This is a genomic window from Sphingomonas sp. Leaf17, assembly GCF_001421505.1.
GTDB lineage: Bacteria > Pseudomonadota > Alphaproteobacteria > Sphingomonadales > Sphingomonadaceae > Sphingomonas.
Genome location: NZ_LMKL01000006.1, coordinates 166,837 through 187,753, shown reverse-complemented (window position 1 = coordinate 187,753; position 20,917 = coordinate 166,837). Strand labels below are relative to the sequence as shown.

The 20,917-nt window shown below is 67.5% G+C and carries 24 protein-coding genes; 7 read left to right on the top strand and 17 right to left on the bottom strand.

The genetic code is table 11. The features are described 5' to 3' along the window. The 5 genes from ASE75_RS09925 to ASE75_RS09905 all read right to left on the bottom strand — a co-directional run bounded on the left by ASE75_RS09925 (position 1) and on the right by ASE75_RS09905 (position 5,996). Positions 1 to 1,710 (bottom strand): hypothetical protein, encoded by a 1,710-nt coding sequence (locus ASE75_RS09925; RefSeq protein WP_055932738.1) that lies wholly within the window; start codon positions 1,708 to 1,710, stop codon positions 1 to 3. 232 nt (positions 1,711 to 1,942) lie between these two features. After that, on the bottom strand, positions 1,943 to 3,163 hold the full coding sequence (locus ASE75_RS09920; protein ID WP_055932736.1) for an argininosuccinate synthase: 1,221 nt from the start codon (positions 3,161 to 3,163) through the stop codon (positions 1,943 to 1,945). 39 nt (positions 3,164 to 3,202) lie between these two features. After that, positions 3,203 to 4,456: an SAM-dependent methyltransferase gene (locus ASE75_RS09915; protein WP_055932733.1), complete on the bottom strand. Its 1,254-nt coding sequence runs from the start codon at positions 4,454 to 4,456 to the stop codon at positions 3,203 to 3,205. Positions 4,457 to 4,521: 65 nt separating this feature from the next. Beyond that, complete coding sequence (locus tag ASE75_RS09910; RefSeq protein ID WP_055932730.1) at positions 4,522 to 5,289, bottom strand: molybdopterin-dependent oxidoreductase; 768 nt, start codon at positions 5,287 to 5,289, stop codon at positions 4,522 to 4,524. Next, the gene (locus ASE75_RS09905) at positions 5,286 to 5,996 is read right to left on the bottom strand and encodes a cytochrome b/b6 domain-containing protein (RefSeq protein ID WP_055932727.1); all 711 of its coding nucleotides are present in this window, start codon (positions 5,994 to 5,996) and stop codon (positions 5,286 to 5,288) included. Before ASE75_RS09905 ends, ASE75_RS09910 begins: the two co-directional genes overlap by 4 nt. Before the next feature lie 50 nt (positions 5,997 to 6,046). On the opposite strand from ASE75_RS09905, the gene ASE75_RS09900 reads away from it, so the two are divergent. After that, complete coding sequence (locus ASE75_RS09900) at positions 6,047 to 6,664, top strand: flavin reductase family protein (protein ID WP_055932724.1); 618 nt, start codon at positions 6,047 to 6,049, stop codon at positions 6,662 to 6,664. Between the two features lie 28 nt (positions 6,665 to 6,692). Here the strand turns inward: ASE75_RS09900 and ASE75_RS09895 are convergent, their stop codons facing one another. Together ASE75_RS09895 and rlmN are read right to left on the bottom strand one after the other, a co-directional pair. Continuing rightward, positions 6,693 to 7,451: a sulfite exporter TauE/SafE family protein gene (locus tag ASE75_RS09895; RefSeq protein WP_055932721.1), complete on the bottom strand. Its 759-nt coding sequence runs from the start codon at positions 7,449 to 7,451 to the stop codon at positions 6,693 to 6,695. Continuing rightward, positions 7,444 to 8,628, bottom strand: coding sequence for a 23S rRNA (adenine(2503)-C(2))-methyltransferase RlmN (gene rlmN / locus ASE75_RS09890; RefSeq protein WP_156340393.1), 1,185 nt, complete (start codon positions 8,626 to 8,628; stop codon positions 7,444 to 7,446). The genes ASE75_RS09895 and rlmN overlap by 8 nt, the downstream gene beginning before the upstream one ends. Before the next feature lie 209 nt (positions 8,629 to 8,837). Here rlmN and ASE75_RS09885 point away from each other — a divergent pair, with 209 nt between their 5' ends. Together ASE75_RS09885 and ASE75_RS09880 are read left to right on the top strand one after the other, a co-directional pair. Beyond that, positions 8,838 to 10,067 (top strand): glycoside hydrolase family 27 protein, encoded by a 1,230-nt coding sequence (locus ASE75_RS09885; RefSeq protein ID WP_235512631.1) that lies wholly within the window; start codon positions 8,838 to 8,840, stop codon positions 10,065 to 10,067. Positions 10,068 to 10,172: 105 nt separating this feature from the next. Further along, positions 10,173 to 11,123: a glutathione S-transferase family protein gene (locus ASE75_RS09880; RefSeq protein ID WP_055932718.1), complete on the top strand. Its 951-nt coding sequence runs from the start codon at positions 10,173 to 10,175 to the stop codon at positions 11,121 to 11,123. Between the two features lie 7 nt (positions 11,124 to 11,130). Here ASE75_RS09880 and ASE75_RS09875 read toward each other — a convergent pair whose 3' ends face one another. Together ASE75_RS09875 and ASE75_RS09870 are read right to left on the bottom strand one after the other, a co-directional pair. After that, on the bottom strand, positions 11,131 to 11,610 hold the full coding sequence (locus tag ASE75_RS09875) for a hypothetical protein (protein ID WP_055932715.1): 480 nt from the start codon (positions 11,608 to 11,610) through the stop codon (positions 11,131 to 11,133). Next, positions 11,607 to 12,281, bottom strand: coding sequence for a histidine phosphatase family protein (locus ASE75_RS09870; RefSeq protein WP_055932712.1), 675 nt, complete (start codon positions 12,279 to 12,281; stop codon positions 11,607 to 11,609). The genes ASE75_RS09875 and ASE75_RS09870 overlap by 4 nt, the downstream gene beginning before the upstream one ends. Positions 12,282 to 12,439: 158 nt before the next feature. Here ASE75_RS09870 and ASE75_RS09865 point away from each other — a divergent pair, with 158 nt between their 5' ends. Together ASE75_RS09865 and dnaN are read left to right on the top strand one after the other, a co-directional pair. Continuing rightward, on the top strand, positions 12,440 to 13,057 hold the full coding sequence (locus tag ASE75_RS09865; protein WP_055932708.1) for an outer membrane protein: 618 nt from the start codon (positions 12,440 to 12,442) through the stop codon (positions 13,055 to 13,057). Positions 13,058 to 13,187: 130 nt separating this feature from the next. After that, positions 13,188 to 14,306, top strand: coding sequence for a DNA polymerase III subunit beta (gene dnaN, locus ASE75_RS09860; RefSeq protein ID WP_055932706.1), 1,119 nt, complete (start codon positions 13,188 to 13,190; stop codon positions 14,304 to 14,306). A 150-nt stretch (positions 14,307 to 14,456) separates the two neighbouring features. On the opposite strand, the gene ASE75_RS09855 is transcribed toward dnaN, so the two are convergent. From ASE75_RS09855 to ASE75_RS09830, 6 genes are all read right to left on the bottom strand, one after another. Next, positions 14,457 to 15,533 carry a 5-(carboxyamino)imidazole ribonucleotide synthase gene (locus ASE75_RS09855; protein ID WP_055932703.1) on the bottom strand — a complete coding sequence of 359 codons (1,077 nt, stop codon included), beginning with the start codon at positions 15,531 to 15,533 and terminating at the stop codon, positions 14,457 to 14,459. Continuing rightward, positions 15,530 to 16,012 (bottom strand): 5-(carboxyamino)imidazole ribonucleotide mutase, encoded by a 483-nt coding sequence (gene purE / locus ASE75_RS09850; protein ID WP_055932700.1) that lies wholly within the window; start codon positions 16,010 to 16,012, stop codon positions 15,530 to 15,532. The genes ASE75_RS09855 and purE overlap by 4 nt, the downstream gene beginning before the upstream one ends. A 203-nt stretch (positions 16,013 to 16,215) precedes the next feature. Continuing rightward, positions 16,216 to 16,902 carry a 2,3-diphosphoglycerate-dependent phosphoglycerate mutase gene (gene gpmA / locus ASE75_RS09845; protein ID WP_055932697.1) on the bottom strand — a complete coding sequence of 229 codons (687 nt, stop codon included), beginning with the start codon at positions 16,900 to 16,902 and terminating at the stop codon, positions 16,216 to 16,218. 9 nt (positions 16,903 to 16,911) lie between these two features. After that, positions 16,912 to 17,379 carry a GNAT family N-acetyltransferase gene (locus ASE75_RS09840; protein WP_327196313.1) on the bottom strand — a complete coding sequence of 156 codons (468 nt, stop codon included), beginning with the start codon at positions 17,377 to 17,379 and terminating at the stop codon, positions 16,912 to 16,914. After that, a complete protein-coding gene (locus ASE75_RS09835) occupies positions 17,376 to 18,494 on the bottom strand; it encodes a M14 family metallopeptidase (RefSeq protein WP_055932696.1) in 1,119 nt (372 codons plus the stop codon). Before ASE75_RS09835 ends, ASE75_RS09840 begins: the two co-directional genes overlap by 4 nt. Further along, positions 18,491 to 19,099 carry a DUF4136 domain-containing protein gene (locus ASE75_RS09830; RefSeq protein ID WP_055932693.1) on the bottom strand — a complete coding sequence of 203 codons (609 nt, stop codon included), beginning with the start codon at positions 19,097 to 19,099 and terminating at the stop codon, positions 18,491 to 18,493. The genes ASE75_RS09835 and ASE75_RS09830 overlap by 4 nt, the downstream gene beginning before the upstream one ends. Before the next feature lie 152 nt (positions 19,100 to 19,251). Here ASE75_RS09830 and ykgO point away from each other — a divergent pair, with 152 nt between their 5' ends. Together ykgO and ASE75_RS09820 are read left to right on the top strand one after the other, a co-directional pair. After that, positions 19,252 to 19,377 (top strand): type B 50S ribosomal protein L36, encoded by a 126-nt coding sequence (gene ykgO / locus ASE75_RS09825; RefSeq protein ID WP_003046794.1) that lies wholly within the window; start codon positions 19,252 to 19,254, stop codon positions 19,375 to 19,377. A gap of 6 nt (positions 19,378 to 19,383) precedes the next feature. Beyond that, the gene (locus ASE75_RS09820) at positions 19,384 to 19,995 is read left to right on the top strand and encodes an HAD family hydrolase (RefSeq protein ID WP_055932690.1); all 612 of its coding nucleotides are present in this window, start codon (positions 19,384 to 19,386) and stop codon (positions 19,993 to 19,995) included. 33 nt (positions 19,996 to 20,028) lie between these two features. On the opposite strand, the gene ASE75_RS09815 is transcribed toward ASE75_RS09820, so the two are convergent. Both ASE75_RS09815 and ASE75_RS09810 read right to left on the bottom strand, forming a co-directional pair. Next, positions 20,029 to 20,436 (bottom strand): hypothetical protein, encoded by a 408-nt coding sequence (locus ASE75_RS09815; protein ID WP_055932687.1) that lies wholly within the window; start codon positions 20,434 to 20,436, stop codon positions 20,029 to 20,031. After that, a complete protein-coding gene (locus ASE75_RS09810) occupies positions 20,433 to 20,861 on the bottom strand; it encodes a TIGR01244 family sulfur transferase (protein ID WP_055932684.1) in 429 nt (142 codons plus the stop codon). Before ASE75_RS09810 ends, ASE75_RS09815 begins: the two co-directional genes overlap by 4 nt. Positions 20,862 to 20,917: the final 56 nt, after the last annotated feature.

Here is a 20,917-nt window from a genome sequence, read left to right as displayed (position 1 = left end):
TTAGTGCGCGGAAGGGGCCGCCGACAAGCCGTCTCGCACGAAGATCGCGCCGGACCGACTGCCGGGCGTCAGCGCGTGCCAGCCGGGCAGGGTTCCAGCCACCATCAGCGCGTGTGCGGTGGTGCCCGCGCGATCCACGCCGCGCTGGTCGGGGCAGGCAACGACATACGTCACCCGCCACTGGCGCGCGATGTCCGAGGCCAGTGCCGGCGGCGCGGCATAGAAGTGATACATCGCCAGATTGCCCGCATCGTTGCGGTGATAGGGTGCGGCGACCAGCGAATGCGGCGTGGCTGCGACGAGATAGGGGCCAAGGTCGATCGGGGCCATGACGACTCCGGGCGGCAGCGCCGCCAACTGCGCGCCGATGGGTGTCCGGTTGCAGCCCGCCGAAGGCGTTTGCGGTGCTGCTGGGGCCAGAACGCCGGCGGCGATCGGATACAGGATCCCCGCCGAAATCAGCCAGGCGGCCACCAGTGTCGGCGTACGGCGCGTGCGGGCGCGGGCAATCGCGGCCGCCAGCGAAGGCGCGGCGAGCATCGTGCCGGCATAGGCCCCCCGCATCTGGACACAGGCCAGCGCCAGCGCGGTCGCCTGGACGATCAGCAGCAGCGTCCAGTCACGCGAACGCCGGGTCGCGACATGCCACAGGGTCGCGCCAAGCCCGACCAGCATCAGCCCGAGATAGCCGAGGCTGGTTGTCGGCGACGCGGTCAGGATCGACTGTGCCTCGCCGACCTGAGCCAGCCATACCGTACGCAGCAGCGGATCGACCCGGCCATACGGGCTGAGGCACGCGGGGGCCGCGACCACGATCGCCCAGACGGCGAGAGCGGCCACCGCCAGTGCGGCCGTGGCGCGGTGGCGGACCGTGTGCAGGGACTGCCCGGTTGCGGCGAGCAGTACCGGCACGGTCGCGGCGATGGCGGCGGCGCGCAGGGTCGTGGCGGTAAATCCGTCGCAGGCCGGATAGGTAAACAGGCGCGGGGCAAAGATCGCCCAGCCGATCGCAAGGCCGCCGGTCGCGCCGACAGCAATGCCGCCAAGCCGGGTGTCGGCGGAATCGCGCACCCAGTCGACCAGTGCGACCAGCGCGATGGCGGCGACGAGCGGCGTGGTTTCCAGCCCGACGACGAGGCTGGCGGTGGCGGACAGTCCGACCACCGCGCCGCGCCGGCGTGACGGTGAACCGGTCATGGCGAGCAGGGCAGCGAGCAGCAGGACGACCTGTAACCCGTGATGGTCGATCCGGCCGGGCAGGAAGATGGTGGTCGCGGGATAGGCGATGGCGGCGACCACGCCGGCGGTCTGCGCCGACGATCCGCCGCCAACGGCGCGGGTGATCTGTATGACGAGCAGCAGCGCGGTAGCAAACAGGACGGGCGGCCAGACGATGACGGCGACAAGTTCGCCCGCGTGTCGCCCGATCAGCGGGGTCAGGCCGACGATCAGCCCGGAAGGCACGAGATCGGCCAGCCGCGTCCAGTGCATCGCCAGCCCGCCGCCAAGCCGATATTGCGTCAGATCGGCAAAACCCTGTCCGTCGATCCAGTCACGGATTTGCTGGAGGCGCATGACGTCGTCGGTATCGGGCAGGCCCAGCATCGACAGCGCTGGCCAGTCCGCGATTCCCCAGCCGATCGCTAGGACCAGCGCGAGCGCGGTGGCGAGGATCGTGTCGCCGATCAGGGCTGGGCGGAGCTGGACCACGCGGGCGAGGTAGGGGGTACGTGGTTAAATTGGCGTTAGGGGACGCTGCTGCCCGTCATTGCTTCGCTTATTCTGGCAATGACGGACATGTGGGAAGGGTGTGCCGCCCCGCTCCCGCTCCCCGGCGAAGGCCCGTGCGCGGTCGCCACGTTCGCGGTGATGACGGGCATCGCGCCAATCACGGACGCCTACCCAGCTGGGCCCCGGCCTTCGCCGGGGAGCACACGCCCCGTCAAACCTGGTCGCGGCGTCCCAGCAGGCGCAGGCGCAGGGCGTTCAGCTTGATGAAGCCGGCGGCGTCGCGCTGGTCGTAGGCGCCCTGGTCGTCCTCGAACGTCACGACCTTTTCCGAATAAAGCGAATAGGGCGACTTGCGGCCCGTCACATGGACGCCACCCTTGTACAGCTTCAGGCGGACGGTCCCGGCGACCTTGGTCTGGCTGTGGTCGATCGCGGCCTGCAGCATCTCGCGTTCCGGCGAGAACCAGAAGCCGTTGTAGAGCAGCTCGGCATAGCGCGGCGCGAGTTCGTCCTTCAGGTGCGCGGCCCCACGGTCGAGCGTCAGCTGCTCGATCGCGCGGTGGGCGAGGTGGAGGATCGTGCCGCCGGGCGTCTCGTACATGCCGCGCGACTTCATGCCGACGAACCGGTTCTCGACCAGATCGAGCCGGCCGATACCGTGCGCGCGGCCCAGATCGTTCAGTTTCGCCAGCAGCGTGGCCGGCGACATCCCCTCGCCGTTGATCGCGACCGCGTCGCCACGCTCGAAATCAATGGTGATCGTCTCGGGCGCGTCGGGCGCGTCCTCGGGGCTGACGGTGCGCGAGAAGACGTATTCGGGAACCTCGTCCCACGGATCCTCCAGCACCTTGCCTTCCGACGAGGTGTGCAGAAGGTTGGCGTCGGTCGAGAAGGGCGCTTCGCCGCGCTTGTCCTTGCTGACCGGGATCTGGTGCTGTTCGGCGAACTCGATCAGCCGGGTGCGGCTGGTCAGGTCCCATTCGCGCCACGGTGCGATGACCTTGATATCGGGCGCGAGCGCGTAATAGCCGAGTTCGAAGCGGACCTGGTCGTTGCCCTTGCCGGTCGCGCCGTGGCTGACCGCATCTGCATTCACCGCCCTCGCGATCTCGATCTGGCGCTTGGCGATCAGCGGCCGGGCGATCGACGTGCCGAGCAGGTACAGCCCCTCGTACAACGCGTTGGCGCGCATCATCGGGAACACGTAGTCCTTCACGAACTCCTCGCGCAGGTCGTCGATGAAGATATGTTCGGGCTTGATCCCCATCATCTCGGCCTTGGCGCGCGCCGGCTCCAGCTCCTCGCCCTGACCCAGATCGGCGGTGAAGGTCACGACCTCGCAACCATAGGTCTGCTGTAGCCATTTCAGGATGACGCTGGTGTCCAGCCCGCCCGAATAGGCGAGGACGACGCGGTTGACGGACTCGGACATGGGCGGTTCCTGATTGGCTTTACGACGATGGGGCGGCGATTAGGACGCGTCCGCCGGTGATGCAACCCGGCTGCGCAGGCGCTGTTCGGTGTCGCCGATATAGTCGCGGGTGACGGGCACGCCGGTGCGGCTGCGGGTCAGCTGGATCTGGTAGTTGCATAGCCCGCCGTGCCGGAACGCGGCGGCGGCACCCGCCAGATAGAATTGCCACATGCGAAAGAATCGCTCGTCGTACAGGGCGACGATCTGCTCGCGCGCGGCGGTGGTGCGGTCGTACCAGTGGTCGATCGTCCAGCCATAGTGCAGGCGCAGCACCTCGACATCGGTCGGGAACATGCGCAGCCCTTCATAACCGCGCACGATCTCCGACAGGGCCGGGTTGTAGCCGCCGGGGAAGATGTACTTGACGGTGAACTCGTCGGTGACGCCCGGACCGCCCATCCGGCCGATGGTGTGCATCAGCATGACGCCGTCCTCGGTCAGCAGGTCGCGGCATTTCTGGAAGAAGGTACGGTAGTGCTTGACCCCGACATGCTCGAACATGCCGACCGAGACGATCCGGTCGAACGTGCCGGTGACGTGACGATAGTCGATCAGCTCGAACGTCACCTTGTCGGCGACGCCGGCTTCTTCCGCACGGCGGCGGGCGACCTTCAGCTGTTCCTCGCTTAGCGTGACGCCCAGCACCTCGGCCCCGGTCTTTTCGTGCAGGTACAGCGCCATGCCGCCCCAGCCGCAGCCGATGTCGAGCACGCGCATGCCGGGGCCGATGTTCAGCTTGGCGGCGATATGCGCCTTCTTGTCGTTCTGCGCCTGTTCGAGCGTATTGGCGGGATCGGTGAAATACGCGCAACTGTACTGCCGGTCGGCGTCGAGGAAGAGGTCGTAGAGCCGGTCCGAAAGGTCATAGTGATGCGCGACGTTCTTCTTCGACTGGCGCGCGCGGTTCACGCGGGCGACCTTGTGCGCGACCTTTTCCAGCATACGGATCGGCAGTGCGGGGATCAGGGCGTTCGCGCCGGCCTCCCACGGGTCGTTCGCGGTCATCAGGTTGACCAGATCGCGGATATCGCCCTGCTCGATGACCAGCCGGCCGTCCATGAACGCCTCGGCCGCGCCAAGGGCGGGATGGCGGACGATCGCACCTGCCGCGCCCTTGTCGGCAAAGCGGATCGCGACGTCGGGAAAGTCGGGATGGGGGGCGCCCATGGTGCGGACGGTGCCATCGGCGTGGGTTACGCGGAGCGTACCGCGCTTCACGCGGTGCAGGAAGAAGCGGTCGATCAGAGCCATGTGCGAATATCTAGGATCGGCGGCGGATCAGGGCAACGATCGTGTCGTATATTCGCCGATGATCCTCAGATTCCGGCATACCAGTCGTAGTCGACATTATCCTCCCAATAGCCGCCCTTGCCCTTGCCGATCCCGTCCAGGCTGGCGACCGCGTCGACACTCATCAGATATTTGGCGTGCTTGTAGCCAAGCTGCCGCTCGACGCGCAGCCGGACCGGCGCGCCATTGGCGACGCCCAGCACCGCCTCGTTCAGCGCCCAGGCCAGAATCGTCTGCGGGTGGAAGGCATCGACCAGGTCGATCGATTCATAATAGGGCTGTCCGCCATACAGGTCGGCGCAGGTGAACACGACGTAGCGCGCGGCATCGCGAATCCCGGCGGCCTTTAGGATGGTGCCCAGTTGCGGCCCGGTCCACTGGCCGATCGCGCTCCATCCCTCGACACAGTCGTGGCGGGTGATCTGGCGGCGGTTGGGAAAGCGACGCAAGTCGGGCAGGCTGATCGACAAGGGCGTCGCGACAAGGCCCCCGACCCGCAATCGCCAGTCGGCAAAATTGTTCGCCTGCATCGCGCGATAGGCCGGCGTACCGGGATCGCGCGTGCCGTTCGGGCGGAAGAACGGCGAACGCTGGTCGGGGCGGAACTCGGGCGCGAGCGCGTCGCGGTTCGACAGCGCGCGTTGCAGGCCGCGGTGCATGTCCTCGCCGGCGAACAGGATTTTGCGCGCAGCCGGAATCTGCACGACCTTGTCGCAGCCGGCCAGCAGCAGGCCGGCTCCACCGGCGATCAGGGTGCGGCGGTGGATCAGGGGGGCGGTCAGGTTTTGGGTCATGCTTCGGGCACCCGCCAGCGGCCGGTAATCATCGACCGGATTTCGTTGCCGACACCGGCCAGGATGACCAGCACCAGATGGACGACGGTGAAGCCGCCGATCAGCACCGCCAGGATGAAGTGGATCGACCGCGCCGACTGCCGCCCGCCGAACAGGTCGAGCAGCCACGGCCACGCCGCGTTCATGCCCGGCGACATCGTCAGCCCGGTCAGGATCAGCAGCGGGATCATGATGAAGATCACCGATACATAGCTGAGCTTCTGCAGGATGTTGTACGCGGCCGGTCGTTCCGGGTCGTGAAAGCGGAAGGCGAGATGCCCCTTGATGTCCGCCCAGACATGACGCGGCGCAAGTCCCCTGGCGCGCACGCGCAGGTCGCGCTGGAAATGGCGGTTGAGCAGGCTGACGATCATGAACGCGAGCAGGCCGAACCCCAGCACCAGGGCAAAGAACAGGTGCCAGCGGCGCGAGATGGCCAGATTGTAGCTCGACGGAATCGTGATCCAGGCGGGCATGCGCGGCACCTGCGCCCAGGCATGGTCGAAGTTCGCGCCGTAGCGGCCCCAATACAGGCGCGGATGCGCGTTGGAGATGCCAAGGCCACTGCCCAGCAGGACGATGATCGCCACCGCATTGATCCAGTGCCACAGCCGGGTCGGCAGGCGATGGCGTTTGATGATCGTGCCGGCCGGGAGTGGATCGTTCATGCCGCTTCTTCGCTGTAGCCGGGACACCCGATCCATAGCAGGTTTTATCCATGACTGAATGGCATTCTTACGACCCCGCCGCCGGCCACCGCCTGCCGCACGATCCCCTTAACGCGATCGTCGCGCCGCGCCCGATCGGCTGGATCAGCACGGTGTCGGCCGATGGCGTCCGCAACATCGCACCGTACAGCTTCTTCAACCTGTTCAACTATGCGCCGCCGATCATCGGCTTTTCGTCGATGGGGTGGAAGGACAGCGTCGCCAATATCGAGGCCACGGGCGCCTTCGTCTGGAACCTCGCCACCCGCCGCCAGGCCGAGGCGATGAACGCGACCGCGGCGATGGTCGGGCCGGAGATCGACGAGTTCACGCTGGCCGGGCTGGACACCCTGCCGTCGCAGGCCGTCGCGCCGCCACGAGTCGCGGGCAGCCCCGTCCAGTTCGAGTGTCGCCTGACCCAGATCGTCCGGCTGGAGACGAAGGAGGGCCGGGCGCTCGACCAGTGGCTGGTGCTGGGCGAGGCGGTGGCGATCCATATCGACACAGGCATGCTGGACGACGGGGTGTACCAGACTGCACGGCCACGCCCGATCCTGCGCGGCGGCGGCCCGGCGGACTATTTCGAGACGACGCCCGAAACGCTGTTCAGGATGCGTCGTCCGGGGTGATGTTCTCCTGCCAACGCAGGAACACGGATCATCCGTACGCCCGCCAGAAAAAAACGATCGTCGTCACCGCCGTCACCAGCAACGTCCACACCCGGATCACGCCGGCCGGCAGGATCAGCCCCAGCCGCGCGCCCAGATAGCCGCCGACGATGCCGCCGGCCATCATCGGCAGGCACAGGGTCCACGCGACCATGTGGGTGGCGACGAAGACGACCGTCGCCGCCGCGTTGGCGGTCGCCAGCATCAACGTGCGCGGCGCGGCGAGCTTCGCTGGTGACGCGCCCGACAACAGCCCCCAGGCGGCGGTGAGCATCAGCCCGACGCCGCCGCCGAAATAGCCGCCATAGATGCCCAGCAGCGTCTGCACCGCGACCAGCGCGCGCGGACCCATCGCCACGCGGGCATGCAGCCAGTCGGCGGCGCGGGTGCCGAACGCGATGGCGATGGTGGCGAACAGCAGCAGCCACGGCACGATCAGATCGAACGTGCGGGCGGATGTGACCACCAGCAACGCGCTGCCAACCAGCCCACCGATAAAGGTGATGCCCGCCAGCGTGCGGATGCCGACGCCACCGATCGGCTCCAGACCCTTGCGATAGGCCCAGGCGCTAGCAATCGCGCCGGGTTGCAGCGACACGTTGCTGGTCGCGTTGGCGATTGGGGAGGGCAGGCCGAGCGCGATCAGCGTCGGCATCGTCGCGAAGCTGCCGCCGCCGGCCAGCGCGTTCATCGCCCCGCCGACCAGCCCGGCTCCGGCGGCAAACGCCAGCGTGGCGACCTCAGCCAAGCGCGGCCATCTTTTCCTCGGACAGCCGGTCGATCTCGGCCCGGCTCTTTTTCTCCGACGCGGTCTTCAACTGGCCGCAGGCGGCGTCGATGTCGCGCCCGCGCGGGGTGCGGACCGGCGCGGAAATGCCGGCGGCGAAGATGATGCTGGAGAACGACTTGACCCGTTCCGGCGTCGAACATTCGTACGGCGCGCCCGGCCACGGGTTGAACGGAATCAGGTTCACCTTGGCCGGCAGCTCGTATTTGCGCAGCAGGCGGACCAGCTCGTGCGCCTCGGCATCGCTGTCGTTCTTGTCGCGCAGCATGACGTATTCAAAGGTGATGCGGCGCGCATTGTTGGTGCCGGGATAGTCGGCGCAGGCCTGCAACAATTCTTCGATGCCGTATTTGCGGTTGATCGGCACGATTTCGTCGCGGACCTCCTTGGTCACGGCGTGCAGCGATACGGCAAGGTTGACGCCGATCTCGCGGCCGGCGCGCGCCATCATCGGCACGATGCCGCTGGTGCTGAGCGTGATCCTGCGACGTGACAAGGCGAGGCCGTCGCCGTCCATCACCAGTTTCAGCGCGTCACGCACCGCATCGAAATTATACAGCGGTTCGCCCATGCCCATCATCACGATGTTGGTCAGCATCCGCCCCTCGGGCTGGCTCGGCCATTCGCCCAGCGCGTCGCGCGCCAGCATCACCTGGCCGACGATCTCCGCCGGGGTCAGGTTGCGGACCAGCCGCATCGTGCCGGTGTGGCAGAAGCGGCAGTTGAGCGTGCAGCCAACCTGGCTCGACACGCACAGCGTGCCGCGATCGGCGTCGGGGATGAACACCGCCTCGTAATCCTGGCCGTCGTCGGACCGCAGCAGCCATTTTCGCGTGCCGTCGGTCGACACCTGTGCCTCGACCACCTCGGGCCGGCTGATGACGAACCGCTGTTCCAGCCACGGGTGCATGGTCTTGGAAATGTCGGTCATCACCGAAAACTGCGTGGCCCCGCGATTGTAGATCCAGTGCCACAGCTGCTTGGCGCGCAGCTTGGCCTGCTTCGGCTCCAACTGCGACGTCTCCAGCGCCATGCGCAGATCGTCCTTCGACAGGCCGAGCAGGTCGATACGCCCGTCGCTGCGCGGCACGAAGGCGCGCGGCACGGGCACGGGGTCGATATGCCCGGGGATGGACATGGGGGCGCCGGAAACTGTCTGCATGCGCGTCGCATAGACGAATTGGCGTCGGATTTCCACCGTGGCGAAAGGGAGGAACCGGTCAATGCCTGCGCTGGATCGCGGCGGGCTTGCCGGGGCAAGGGAAGGCGGGGATGGTGGGGTACACGAATCATGTCGGAGTTATTGTGTCGATCAACCCCCGCCCGCCCCGCCGGACCCTGTTGACCGTGGTCCTGACCCTCGCGGCGCTGGCCATGCCCTCCGCGGCAAGCGCACAGGAAATGCTCGACACCGATCCCAACACGCTGCCCGCGTCGCAGGATCCGCGCCGGACGACCAACGGCCTGGCGCAGACACCGCCAATGGGGTGGAACAGCTGGAACAAGTTCGCGTGCAAGGTCGACGAGGCGACGATCCGCGCGACCGCCGACACGATGGCGACGGGCGGCATGAAGGATGCCGGCTATCAGTATGTCGTGATCGACGATTGCTGGCACGGCGCGCGCGATGCGAACGGCTTCATCACCGAGGACCGGGCGCGATTCCCTTCGGGGCTGAAGGCGCTGGGGGACTATATCCATGCCAGGGGCCTGAAGTTCGGGATCTATTCCGATGCGGGATCGCGGACCTGCGGCGGACGGCCAGGCAGCCAGGGGCATGAATATCAGGACGCGCTGCAATATGCGCGCTGGGGCGTCGATTACCTGAAATACGACTGGTGCTCGACCGGCACGCGCAACGCGGAGGAGGCCTATGCGCTGATGGCCGACGCGCTGAAGGCCAGCGGTAGACCGATCCTGTTCTCGATGTGCGAATGGGGGAATGCGAAACCGTGGCTGTGGGCGTCGAAGATCGGCAACATGTGGCGTACCACCGGCGACATCACCGACAAGTGGAGCGGCAAGTACAATTACAGCCTCGGCATCGTCACCATCGTCGACCGCAACGAACCGCTCTGGCCCTATGCCGGTCCCGGCCACTGGAACGACCCCGACATGCTGGAGGTCGGCAATGGCGGCATGACCGCGACCGAATATCGCAGTCATTTCTCGCTCTGGGCGATGATGGCCGCGCCGCTGATCGCGGGCAACGACATCGCGACGATGACGCCCGAGACGCGGGACATTTTGCTGAACCGCGAGGTGATCGCGGTCGATCAGGATCCGCTGGGCGTACAGGGCCACCGGGTCGCGAAGTCCGGCGATTCGGAGGTGTGGTCGAAACCGATGGCCGATGGCGGACGGGCGGTGCTGCTATTCAATCGCGGCGAGGCGCCGGCTGCGATCACGGCGGACTGGACGACGCTGGGCTATCCCGCCGCGTTGGCGCTGGCGGCGCGCGATGTGTGGGATCACCGCGACATCGGGATGCTGTCGGCGCGGGTGACGCGGATCGTACCGGCGCACGGGGTGGTGATGATCCGGCTGCGCCCGAAAGGGGGAGCGAAGGGGAGCTGACGCGTCCGACGATCGCGGCGTTGCCGACCATCGGGGCGGAACATCCGGGGTAGCCGGCGTTTTCACCGTATCGACCACGGGACACGATCGGGAGGAACAACGCCCATGGGTATGCTGCAGGACGGGACATGGACCAGCGAGACGGCGGTCGCCCCGACGGATGACACGGGCCAGTTCCAGCGCGCCGAGAGCGGGTTTCGCGGCTGGCTGACCGCCGATGGCCGCGATGGCCCGGACGGCCAGCCGGGGTTTCGGGCCGAGGCGGACCGCTATCACTTGTATGTCAGCCTGGCGTGCCCCTGGGCGCACCGCGTGCTTGTCGTCCGTGCGCTAAAGGGGCTGGACGCCGTGCTGCCGGTGACGGTCGTCGGCCCGGTGATGGGCGAACAGGGCTGGAGCTTCACCGCGGAGGCCGGCGGAACGGGCGATCCCGTCAACGGGGCCGATCATCTGCATCAGGTCTATGCACTGGCGGACCCCGGCATGACCGGCAAGGTGACGGTGCCCGTGCTGTGGGATACCGTCGGCAAGACGATCGTTAGCAACGAATCCGCCGACATCATCCGGATGCTGAACGATGCCTTCGATTCGCTCGGGGCCAGGCCGGGCGATTATTACCCGTCGGCGTTGCGCCCGGCGATTGATGCGGTGAACGACCGGGTCTACGATCAGTTGAACAATGGCGTCTATCGCGCCGGCTTCGCCACATCGCAGGCGGCGTATGACGAGGCGGTGAGCGGCGTGTTCGACACCCTCGACTGGCTGGAGGCCGGTCTGGAGGGCGACTGGCTGGTCGGCGACACGCTGACCGAGGCGGATATCCGGCTGTTCACCACGCTGGTCCGGTTCGATCCGGTCTATCACGGTCATTTCAAGTGCAATGTCCGGCGACTGGTCGACTACCCGCGTCTGCGCGCGCTGGTGCGGCGGATCGCCGATCTGCCCGGGGTGGGCGACACGATCGACCTGGATCACATCAAGACCCATTATTATCGCAGTCATCCCGACATCAATCCCAGTGGTATCATCCCGCTGGGACCGGACACACCGTTCTGACGGGCGGTCAGGACCGGGCGCAGGCCAGCCCGGCGGCGTCGATCGCGGTGGCGGCACCGGCCAGCGCATAGACGTCGGCGAATGGCCGTCCGCCGGGGGCCAGCGTCTCGACGCTCATGCTGCGGCCGCCGCGCAGGGCGCTGACGATCGCGCGGTCGGTGGCGGCGTCGGGCGCAAAGGCGTCGCGGTCGCGCGCGACCAGCGTAAAGCGCCGCTCGCCGATCGACAGGGTGACGGGGGCGATCGGGTCGCGCGGTCGGCTGAGGCGCACATGCAGCGAGGCGCGCAGGCCCCGCGTGGGCCAGGTCGCGACGCTGGCGACCCCGCCGACCGTGCCCCCGGCCTTCAGCGCGCGGGCGATCGCATAGCAGCGCGCCGGCGTCGGATCGCGAAACGCACCCCAACCCTGATAGATACCGATTGTATCGCGCGCCGTGCCGGTGGCGGGCAACGTCATCAACGCGAGTGCGGCGATGGCGCGGATCATGCCGGCGCGCGGCCCCGGCCCAGATGGACGATCCGTTCGACGCCGCCGGCAAGGGCGACCACCGACCCCTGCGGCAGGCCGGGCAGGACGGGGGCGTCGACCAGCGGGTCGGCGGGCGCGCCGGTCATCACCCCGCGCAGCACCCGCGACGAAATGCCGTGCATCACGACCAGCCGGTCGCCGGGACCGTCGCTGTCGTCCAGCCAGCCGGCGAGGCGCGCGGCGATCTGCGGATAGGTTTCGCCGTCGGGCGCCACCTTCAGCAACCCGCCGGGCAAGACGATCGACCCCAGTTCGGCGGCAAGGTCGGGATAGCTGCGCCCGCCCCACGACCCGGTGTCGATCTCGCCCAGCCGCGCGTCGGTGGTCGCACCGTGCCAGTCGAGGTCCAGATGCTCGGCGATGATCGCCAGCGTCTGGAGCGCGCGGCCGGTCGGGGAGGCCCACAGCGTCAGGGCCGGTTTCGGCCCCAGTTCGGCGAGCAGCGCACGGCCCATTTCGTCGGCCTGCGCGAAGCCGGCGCGGGTCAGCGGCGTGTGTGGTGCCGTGCCCTGCAACCGCCGCGCGGCGTTGAAGACGGTTTCGCCGTGCCGGGCGATGAAATCCCGACCGCGGCGCGGTTCGGAGACGTCGCGAGCGCCGCGTTGCGGCCAAGGAAGTTGGCTTGTCATCAGGCGCAAGCGTTTCAACCCCCTGTTGCCCGGATGCAACGGATTTTGCTGTTTAGCTGAGGTTCATGCAACGCCTGGGCTTCCGGTTCATTGGGACGGTCCACCCTGTCAGACGGGACTGTCGGACGGGGTGACACGATCACCAACGGAGTATCCCCATGCGTACCATCCTTCTCGCCTCCGCCACTGCCGCCGCCCTGACGCTGGGCTTCGCCGCGCCCGCCATGGCGCAGGATGCAGCCCGCGCCCCGTTCACCGGCCTGCGGATGGAAGGGCTGATCGGCTATGATTCGCTGAAGAACGGGTCGGACCGCGATTCGGAATCGAGCGACGGTCTGCTGTACGGTGCGGCGCTCGGTTACGACGTGCAGGCCGGGCCGGTCGTCGTCGGTGCCGAGGCGGAGATCAGCGGATCGACCGCCGATACGCGCAACGACAATGTGCTCGTGCTGGGCGATACCTACCGACTCGATGCCGGGCGTGACCTGTATGCCGGTGCGCGCGTCGGCTACGTCATTTCGCCGATGGCGATGGCCTATGCCAAGGCCGGCTACACCAACGCCCGGCTGGAAGAGACGTATGACGTCGGGTCGGTGCGGATCAACGATCACGTCAATCTGGACGGGTTCCGCCTGGGTGCCGGCCTTGAGTACAAGCTGAGCGGCAATACCTTTGTGAAGGGCGAATATCGCTACTCGCATTACGGCCAGACCGATGGCTACGACATCGACATCGACCGTCATCAGCTGATGGGTGGCGTCGGTCTGCGCTTCTGAGGCCGCGTTAACCATCCATTTACTTTGAATCGTGAAGGGTCGGGGCGCTTGCTCCGACCCTTTGTCTTTGGGTAGGAACCGTCTTGAGTTGCCCCCGGCCGATCGGCCCGCCGGGGCAGGGGGAATTATCATGAAGGCGACGATCGAACGCGCGACCCTCCTGAAGGGGCTGAGCCATGTTCAGTCCGTGGTGGAGCGCCGCAACACCATCCCCATTCTGTCCAACGTGCTGATCGAGGCGACGGCCGAGGGCGCGTTGCGGCTGATGGCCACCGACCTTGATCTCCAGATCAACGAATCGGTCGCCGCCGCGGTCGACCAGCCGGGTGCCACGACGGTGTCGGCGCACACGCTGTTCGACATCGCGCGCAAATTGCCGGAAGGGTCGCAGGTGCAATTGTCGGCGTCCGAAGGTCGCATGGCGATCGTCGCGGGCCGTGCGCGCTTCTCGCTCGGCACGCTGCCGCGCGACGATTTTCCGGTGATCGCCGAAGGGGAGCTGCCGACCCAGTTCGAGCTGCCGGCCGACACGCTGAAGCAGATCATCGACAAGACCCGGTTCGCGATCTCGACCGAGGAAACCCGCTATTACCTGAACGGGATCTTCCTGCACGTCGCCGCGACCGACGGTTCCGCGCCGGTGCTGAAGGCGGCGGCGACCGACGGCCACCGGCTGGCGCGCGTGACGCTGCCGTTGCCCGAGGGTGCGGCGGGGATGCCCGACATCATCGTGCCGCGCAAATGCGTCGCCGAACTGCGCAAGCTGCTCGACGAGGTCGACGGATCGGTCGGCGTGTCGATGTCGTCGACCAAGATCCGCTTCGATCTGGGGCAGGCGGTGCTGACGTCGAAGCTGATCGACGGCACCTTCCCCGATTACAGCCGCGTCATCCCGACCGGCAACGACAAGATCCTGACGATCGACCCCAAGGCCTTCATGGAGGGCGTCGACCGCGTGTCGACCATCGCCACCGAAAAGACCCGCGCGGTCAAGATGGCGCTGGACCGCGACAAGATCACGCTGTCGGTCACCTCGCCGGAAAACGGCACCGCGGCCGAGGAGGTGTCGGGCGAGTACGTGGCGCTGCCGTTCGAGATCGGCTTCAACAGCCGCTATCTGATGGACATTCTGGGGCAGATCGAGGGTGAGACGGTCGAGGTCCACCTGGCCGACGCCGCAGCACCGACGCTGATCCGCGAGAACGACAAGGCGGCGGCGCTGTATGTGCTGATGCCGATGCGGGTGTAAGGGGGGCTTTGGCCTTGCCTATCCGCCCACTTTTCGTTCCCCGGCGAAGGCCGGGGCCCATCTGGGTGACCGTTTGTAAGACGTTACGCACGTTGGCCTAACTGGGCCCCGGCCTGCGCCGGGGAACAGGAATGGCGACGGGATATAGTCTCAGCGTGCAACGCGGGTGACGTGGCCCATCTTGCGGCCGGGCCGGGCCTCGCCCTTGCCGTACAGGTGCAGGTGGGCGGTGTCCTCGGCCAGCAGCGCGGGCCAGCGGTCCATGTCGTCGCCGATCAGGTTTTCCATCTCGACCCGCGCGCCGGTCAGCGCGGTCGACCCCAGCGGCAGGCCGCAGATCGCGCGGACGTGATTCTCGAACTGCGAGGTCTGCGCGCCCTCGATCGTCCAGTGGCCCGAATTGTGGACGCGCGGGGCCATTTCGTTGAACACCGGGCCATCGGTGCCGACGAAGAACTCGCACGCCAGCACACCGACATAGTCCAGCTCGGCCGCGATTCGCATTGCCAGCGCGGTCGCCGGTTCGACCTGTGCCACCACCTCCGGCGGGGCGGGGACGGTGGAGGTATGGAGGATGGCGCTGCGGTGGACGTTGTGCGGCGCGTCGTAGCGCACGACCGCGCCGTCTTGCCCGCGCGCGATCAGCACTGAAAATTCGTGGGTGAAGGGCACGAACGCCTCCAGCACCGCCGGCCCGCCGATCGTGTCCCACGCGGCATCGACCATGGCGGGCGTCTCGATCTTCATCTGGCCCTTGCCGTCATAGCCGAAGCGCGCGGTCTTCAGCACCGCCGGGGTGCCGACGCGCGCGACGGCGGCGATCAGGTCGTCCCTCGACTCGACTGCCGCCCAGGCCGCCGGCCGCCCGCCGACGCTTTCGACGAAGCGCTTTTCGGCGATCCGTTCCTGTGCGTGGCGCAGGGCGCGCGGGTGCGGGTGGACGGCTACGCGCTCGGCCAGCCATTCGACCGGGGCGACCGCGATATTTTCGAACTCATAGGTCACCACGTCACAGGCGGCGGCGAAATCGGCCAGCACGATGCGGTTGTGGTAATCCGCGCGCGTCAGGCTGGACGCGGTCTGCGCGGCGACGCTTTCGCGGTCGGGGGCAAGGACGTGGGTGCGATAGCCGAGCTGCGCGGCGGCGCTGGCGATCATGCGGCCCAGCTGGCCGCCGCCAAGGATGCCGATGGTCGAGCCGGGGGGCAGTGGGGTCGGCGCGGTCATTGCGGGTCGATCGCCACGCCGTCGGTCTGACCCGTGCGCCAGTCCTGCAACCGCTGCGACAGCGCCGGATCCGCCAGCGCGAGGATCGCGGCGGCGAGCAGCCCGGCGTTGATCGCGCCCGCCTTGCCGATCGCCAGAGTCGCGACCGGAATGCCGCCGGGCATCTGGACGATCGACAACAGGCTGTCCATGCCCTTCAACGCCTTGGATTCGACCGGCACGCCCAGCACCGGCAGGTGCGTCATGGCGGCGGCCATGCCCGGCAGGTGCGCCGCACCGCCGGCACCGGCGATTACGACCTTCAGGCCCCGTCCTGCGGCGTTTTTGGCATAGTCGACCAGCCGGTCGGGGGTGCGGTGCGCGGACACCACTTTGGTTTCATGCGGGATGCCTAGCGCGTCGAGCGTGTCGGCGGCGTGGCGCATCGTCTCCCAATCGGACGTGCTGCCCATGATGATGCCGACGATCGGGTCCGTCATGCCTGTGCCCCCAGACGAAAGAGGGGATGTGCCTAGCGGGGGGCGGGGGGCGGGGCAACGGCGCGTTGTATAAACTTGTGTCCGGCACCGTGATCCCGAACGTGCTTCGGGATCCAGAGCCACAAGGCATGACCTATGTGGCGCTGGATCCCGGCGTGCGCCGGGATGACGAACGCTGTGTGCCGATGTGGTCGAAAACGACCCTACCGCTCGTTCAGATAGTAGCGGTCGGTCGCGTTCAGGTCGGCGTCCAGTTCATACACGATCGGCTGGCCGGTCGGGATCTCCAGCGCGGCGATGTCGGCATCGGAAATGCCTGACAGATGCTTGACCAGCGCGCGCAGCGAGTTGCCGTGCGCCGAGATCAGCACCCGCTGTCCGTCCTTCAGCGCGGGTGCGATGCGCGCATCCCAATAAGGCAGGACGCGGTCGATCGTGTCCTTCAGGCTTTCGGCCGCCGGGACCGCGATGCCAGCATAGCGGCGGTCGGCGGCCAGATCGAACGCGCTGCCCGTCTCGATCGGCGGCGGCGGCACGTCGAAGCTGCGGCGCCAGATGTGGACCTGCGCGTCGCCATGCTTCGCCGCCGTCTCCGCCTTGTCGAGGCCGGTCAGCCCGCCATAATGCCGCTCGTTCAGCCGCCAGTCCTTCTCGACCGGCAACCACAACCGGCCCATCGCCTCCAGCGCGATGTTGAGCGTCTTGATCGCGCGGGTCTGGAGCGAGGTGAAGGTCATATCGAAGTCGAGGCCCTTGGCGGCCATCAGTTCGCCCGCCGCGCGCGCCTCTTCCGCGCCCTTCTCGGTCACGTCGACGTCCCACCAGCCGGTGAAGCGGTTTTCCAGGTTCCAGGCGGACTGGCCGTGGCGGATCAGGACGAGACTGGGCATGCGGTTTCCTTAAAGCGTGAGCATCATGAACTGGTTGTGCGGACTGGGTCGATAGTCGGCGAAGGCGTCGCAGTCCACGAAGCCCGCGCTGCGATACAGCGCGACGGCGGGCGCGTAGGCCGCCGTCGTTCCGGTTTCGAGGAACAGGCGCGCATGGCCCCGCTGGCGGGCCTCCGCGATCAGATGCGCGAGCAAGGCGCGGCCGACGCCGGTGCGCCGCGCGCCGGGGGCCGCCCGCATCGACTTGACCTCCGCCTGATCGACGTCGAGTCGCTTGAGCGCCGCGAAACCGGCGAGCGCCGTGCCGCGCCACGCGGTCCAGAAGGTCACGTCCGGCGCGGACAGCCCCGTCTCGTCCAGCGCGAAGGCAAAGGCGGGGTCGGTGGCACTGCGCATGTCCGTCAGGTGCAGGGTCAGCAGCGGCGTGACATAGGGCGCGGCCGGATCGTCCTGCTGAATGAGCAACCCGCGCGTCACAGCGTGTCGATCACGTCCGCCAGCGTTTCGAGGCAGGCATGCGCCAGCCGCTTCGACCGCTCCGGCGACCAGCCGAACTCCGCGTCCGGGTTGGAATCATGATCCTTGAACGGCATTTCCAGCGTCATCGCGATGGCACCGAACCGGTTGGCGACCTGGTTGGTCGACATGGTCAGGTTGGCGCGGCCCGGCGCGGACTTGGGATAGCCAAGGCCGACCTGGAAGTCGGGCGTGTGTGCGGCCAGCCGGCGGCTATAGTCGTAGAACGCCTGCCCTTGCGCGTCGGTCCAGTTGGGAATGCCCTCGAACCCGGCGAAGAAATTGGCGGGGATCGCCTCGTCGCCGTGGACGTCGATCGAAAAGACCATGCCCGTCGCGTCCATCGCGTCGCGCACGCACAGCACTTCGGGGCTGCGCTCGGCCGACGGGGTGGCCCATTCGCGGTTCAGGTTCACGCCCGCCGCGTTCGTGCGCAGATGCCCGCGCCGCGACCCGTCGGGGTTCATGTTGGGAACGCAGTGGAACGTCGCCCTGGCCAGCAGATCCGCCGTGACGGGGTCGTCCGCGTCGGTCAGCCGCTCCAGCGCGCCCTCCATGAACCATTCGGCCATCGTCTCGCCCGGATGCTGGCGGGCATAGAGCCAGACCGGCTTGTCCCCCGTACCGATCGTCAGACAGTCGATCGGCTGCCCGTCCAGGCTCAGGCCCAGCTCGCGGTGGGTGACCCCCGGACGCAGCGCGATTCGCGCGATCAGGTCGGCATGCATTTCCATGGTGTAGGGCGCGAAATACGCGAACCAGACCAGGTCGGTGGTGCCCGTCCAGTCGAACTCCAGCACACCCTCGACATAGCGGGTGGGGATCATCCGCCAGGTCTTGCGGTCGGTGCTGACGCGCACCTTGTAGCCGGGCCAGCCGTCGGGATAGGCAGACTGGCCCGCGTTGGTGATTCGATAGGTCCGGGTTTCGCCAGCGACGCCGGCCACCCGGAAATAGAACCATTGCAGGAATTCGCTGTCGCGGTCCCGCACAATGGCCAGATCGACGGTGTCGCCGTCGATCCGGTCCACATGGATGTTGCCGCCGTCGAACGCGGCCGTGATGCTGATCGTCATTTCACCGTGATAGTGCGCCCCGACTCTCCGGGGAAGCCCGTGAAGAGCGCGCGGGCCAGCTTTCCGGCGCTGGCGTCGGGCTGCGCGTCGATGCTGCGGACGTCGGCGGCGTTCTGCGCACGGCCTTCCCAGATCGGCGATTGGTCGGCGGTGCGCTTGATCGTCACCGCCAGTTCCGACACCACGATCGCGGTGGGCTTGCCGCCGCCCACCGGCACGTTCAGCCCGCCGCCAAGCCCGACTCCGCCGCCACGACCACCCGTGAATGATCCGCCGCCAAGGCCGATGCTGAACGGCGACCGGGTGGGCGGCCCGTCCTGCGACGTACGCGTGAAGTTGACGGTCGCGACATAGTCGGCGCGCATCCCCGCGGCGGGCAGGCTGTAGCCCTGTTTCAGCAATTGTCCCTCGACGGCTGCGGCATAGCTGCGGAACTCGAGGCTGGCCGGGCCGGCGGCCAGCGGTACGACCGATACGGTACCGCGCGCGATGGGCGCGCCGAGATGATAGCGCAGGACTTCGGTCGGCATCGTCCTGATGTTCGTCGCGCATCCTGCAAGGCCGATCCCTGCGAGGCCGATCGCCATCCCTGTCCGAAGCTTCATGTCGCGAACCCTTTATTCTCGTGTATATGGTGCAGAACGCCCCAACGCCGCGATGGCTGCGCTGGGGTACAACCTTGACTTGGATGCGCCCGGACCTTAGGCGGTCGCGTCTTTCCGTACAGCCCCGTTTTGAAAAGAAGCGAATCGATCCCATGAAGATCCGCAATTCCCTGAAGTCGCTCAAGGACCGTCATCGCGACAACCGCGTGATCCGCCGTCGTGGCCGGACCTATGTCATCAACAAGACGAATCGCCGGTTCAAGGCCCGCCAGGGCTGAATCGTCATGCGGGCGTCTGCCGTCGTCTTCGACATCGGCAACGTCCTCTACGATTGGGATCCCAGGTTCCTGTACGAGCGCCTGATCGGTGACGGTCCGGCGCTCGACGTGTTCCTGCGCGACGTCGTGACCCGTGACTGGCATTTTCAGCATGACGCCGGCCGTCCCTTCGCGGAGACGTCGGCGGAGCTGACAACGCGATATCCTCATCATGCCGCGCTGATCGCGGCGTGGGGGCCGTGCTTTGCCGACAGCATCGGCGACGCGATGCCGGGCATGACCGCGCTGGTCGAGGATCTCGATGCGGCAGGCGTGCCGCTGTTCGCGATCACCAACTTCAGCCACGAGTTCTGGCCGCCCTTTCGCGCGCGCGAAGCGGCGCTGCTCGACCGGTTTCGGGGTATCGTGGTGTCGGGCGAGGAACGGCTGACGAAGCCCGATCCGGCACTCTACCGGCTGGCGCTGGACCGGTTCGGGCTGGACGCCGGCGATGCGGTGTTCGTTGACGACCGGGCGGAGAATGTCGCCGGTGCAATCGCCGTCGGCATGACCGGCCTGCACTTCGTGGATGCGCCGACGCTGCGCGGGCACCTGCATGACCTGGGCCTGCCCGTCTGAGGCTTTTGGTCCCGAGGTCTTGGGATCCTGCGGTCAGCGCGTGGCCGTACCGCGCGGCAGCGGGGCCAGACGCCGCATGTCGAGGGCATCGACGCCGGACAGGACGACCCGGCCGAACCGGCGGTCGCCCGTGTCGATTACGATCCCCGCCTGTGTCGACAGCAACGTGGTCCATGCCACCGGATGCACCGCGATCGCCTTGCCGATCCGCTTCATCGCGACGACCCGGCCATCGGCTCCGACCGCGATCGCGCCGGTGCCATCCGCCCCGACGATCGCACCGACCGCTGAAAAGTCGGCGAGCGTGGTTTCGGCCGCCGCCGCCGCGACCTCCGGCGACTCGATCCGCCGATCGCGCCGCCGCAGCGCCAGCCAGCCGATACCGCCAGCCAGCACGACGGATAAGGCGACCGCGCCACCGATTGCGACGGTTGGAATCATCGTCCGCCCGACAGCGTGTCCAGCAGCGGCCGGATCGCGCTGAGGTCATAGCCCGCGCCCTCGGCCTGCGCGACCAGTAGGTCGGGATTGCGCCCGGCCTTGGCCGCCGCCAGCGCCCACAGGTTGCACGATCGCGTGCCCGACCGGCAATAGGCCAGCACACGCCCCTCGGCCGCGACCAGCGCCTGCGCCATCGCGTCGAGCTGCGGATGGCTGAAGCCGGCATGGGTGACCGGAATCGCCGCGTATTGCAGGCCCGCGGCCTCTGCCGCCGCGCGGATGGCGTCGCCGGTGGGCTGACCCGGTTCCTCACCATCGGGACGGTTGTTGATGACCATCACATACCCATCGTCCGCCAGCGCGGCGATGTGTTCGGGCAGGATCTGGGGGGCGACGGAAACCGTCTCGTTCAGTACACGGATCATCGGACCATCCTAGGCCGGCCGGGCCGAAAAATCAGCCCGAAAACCCGTGTTTGCGA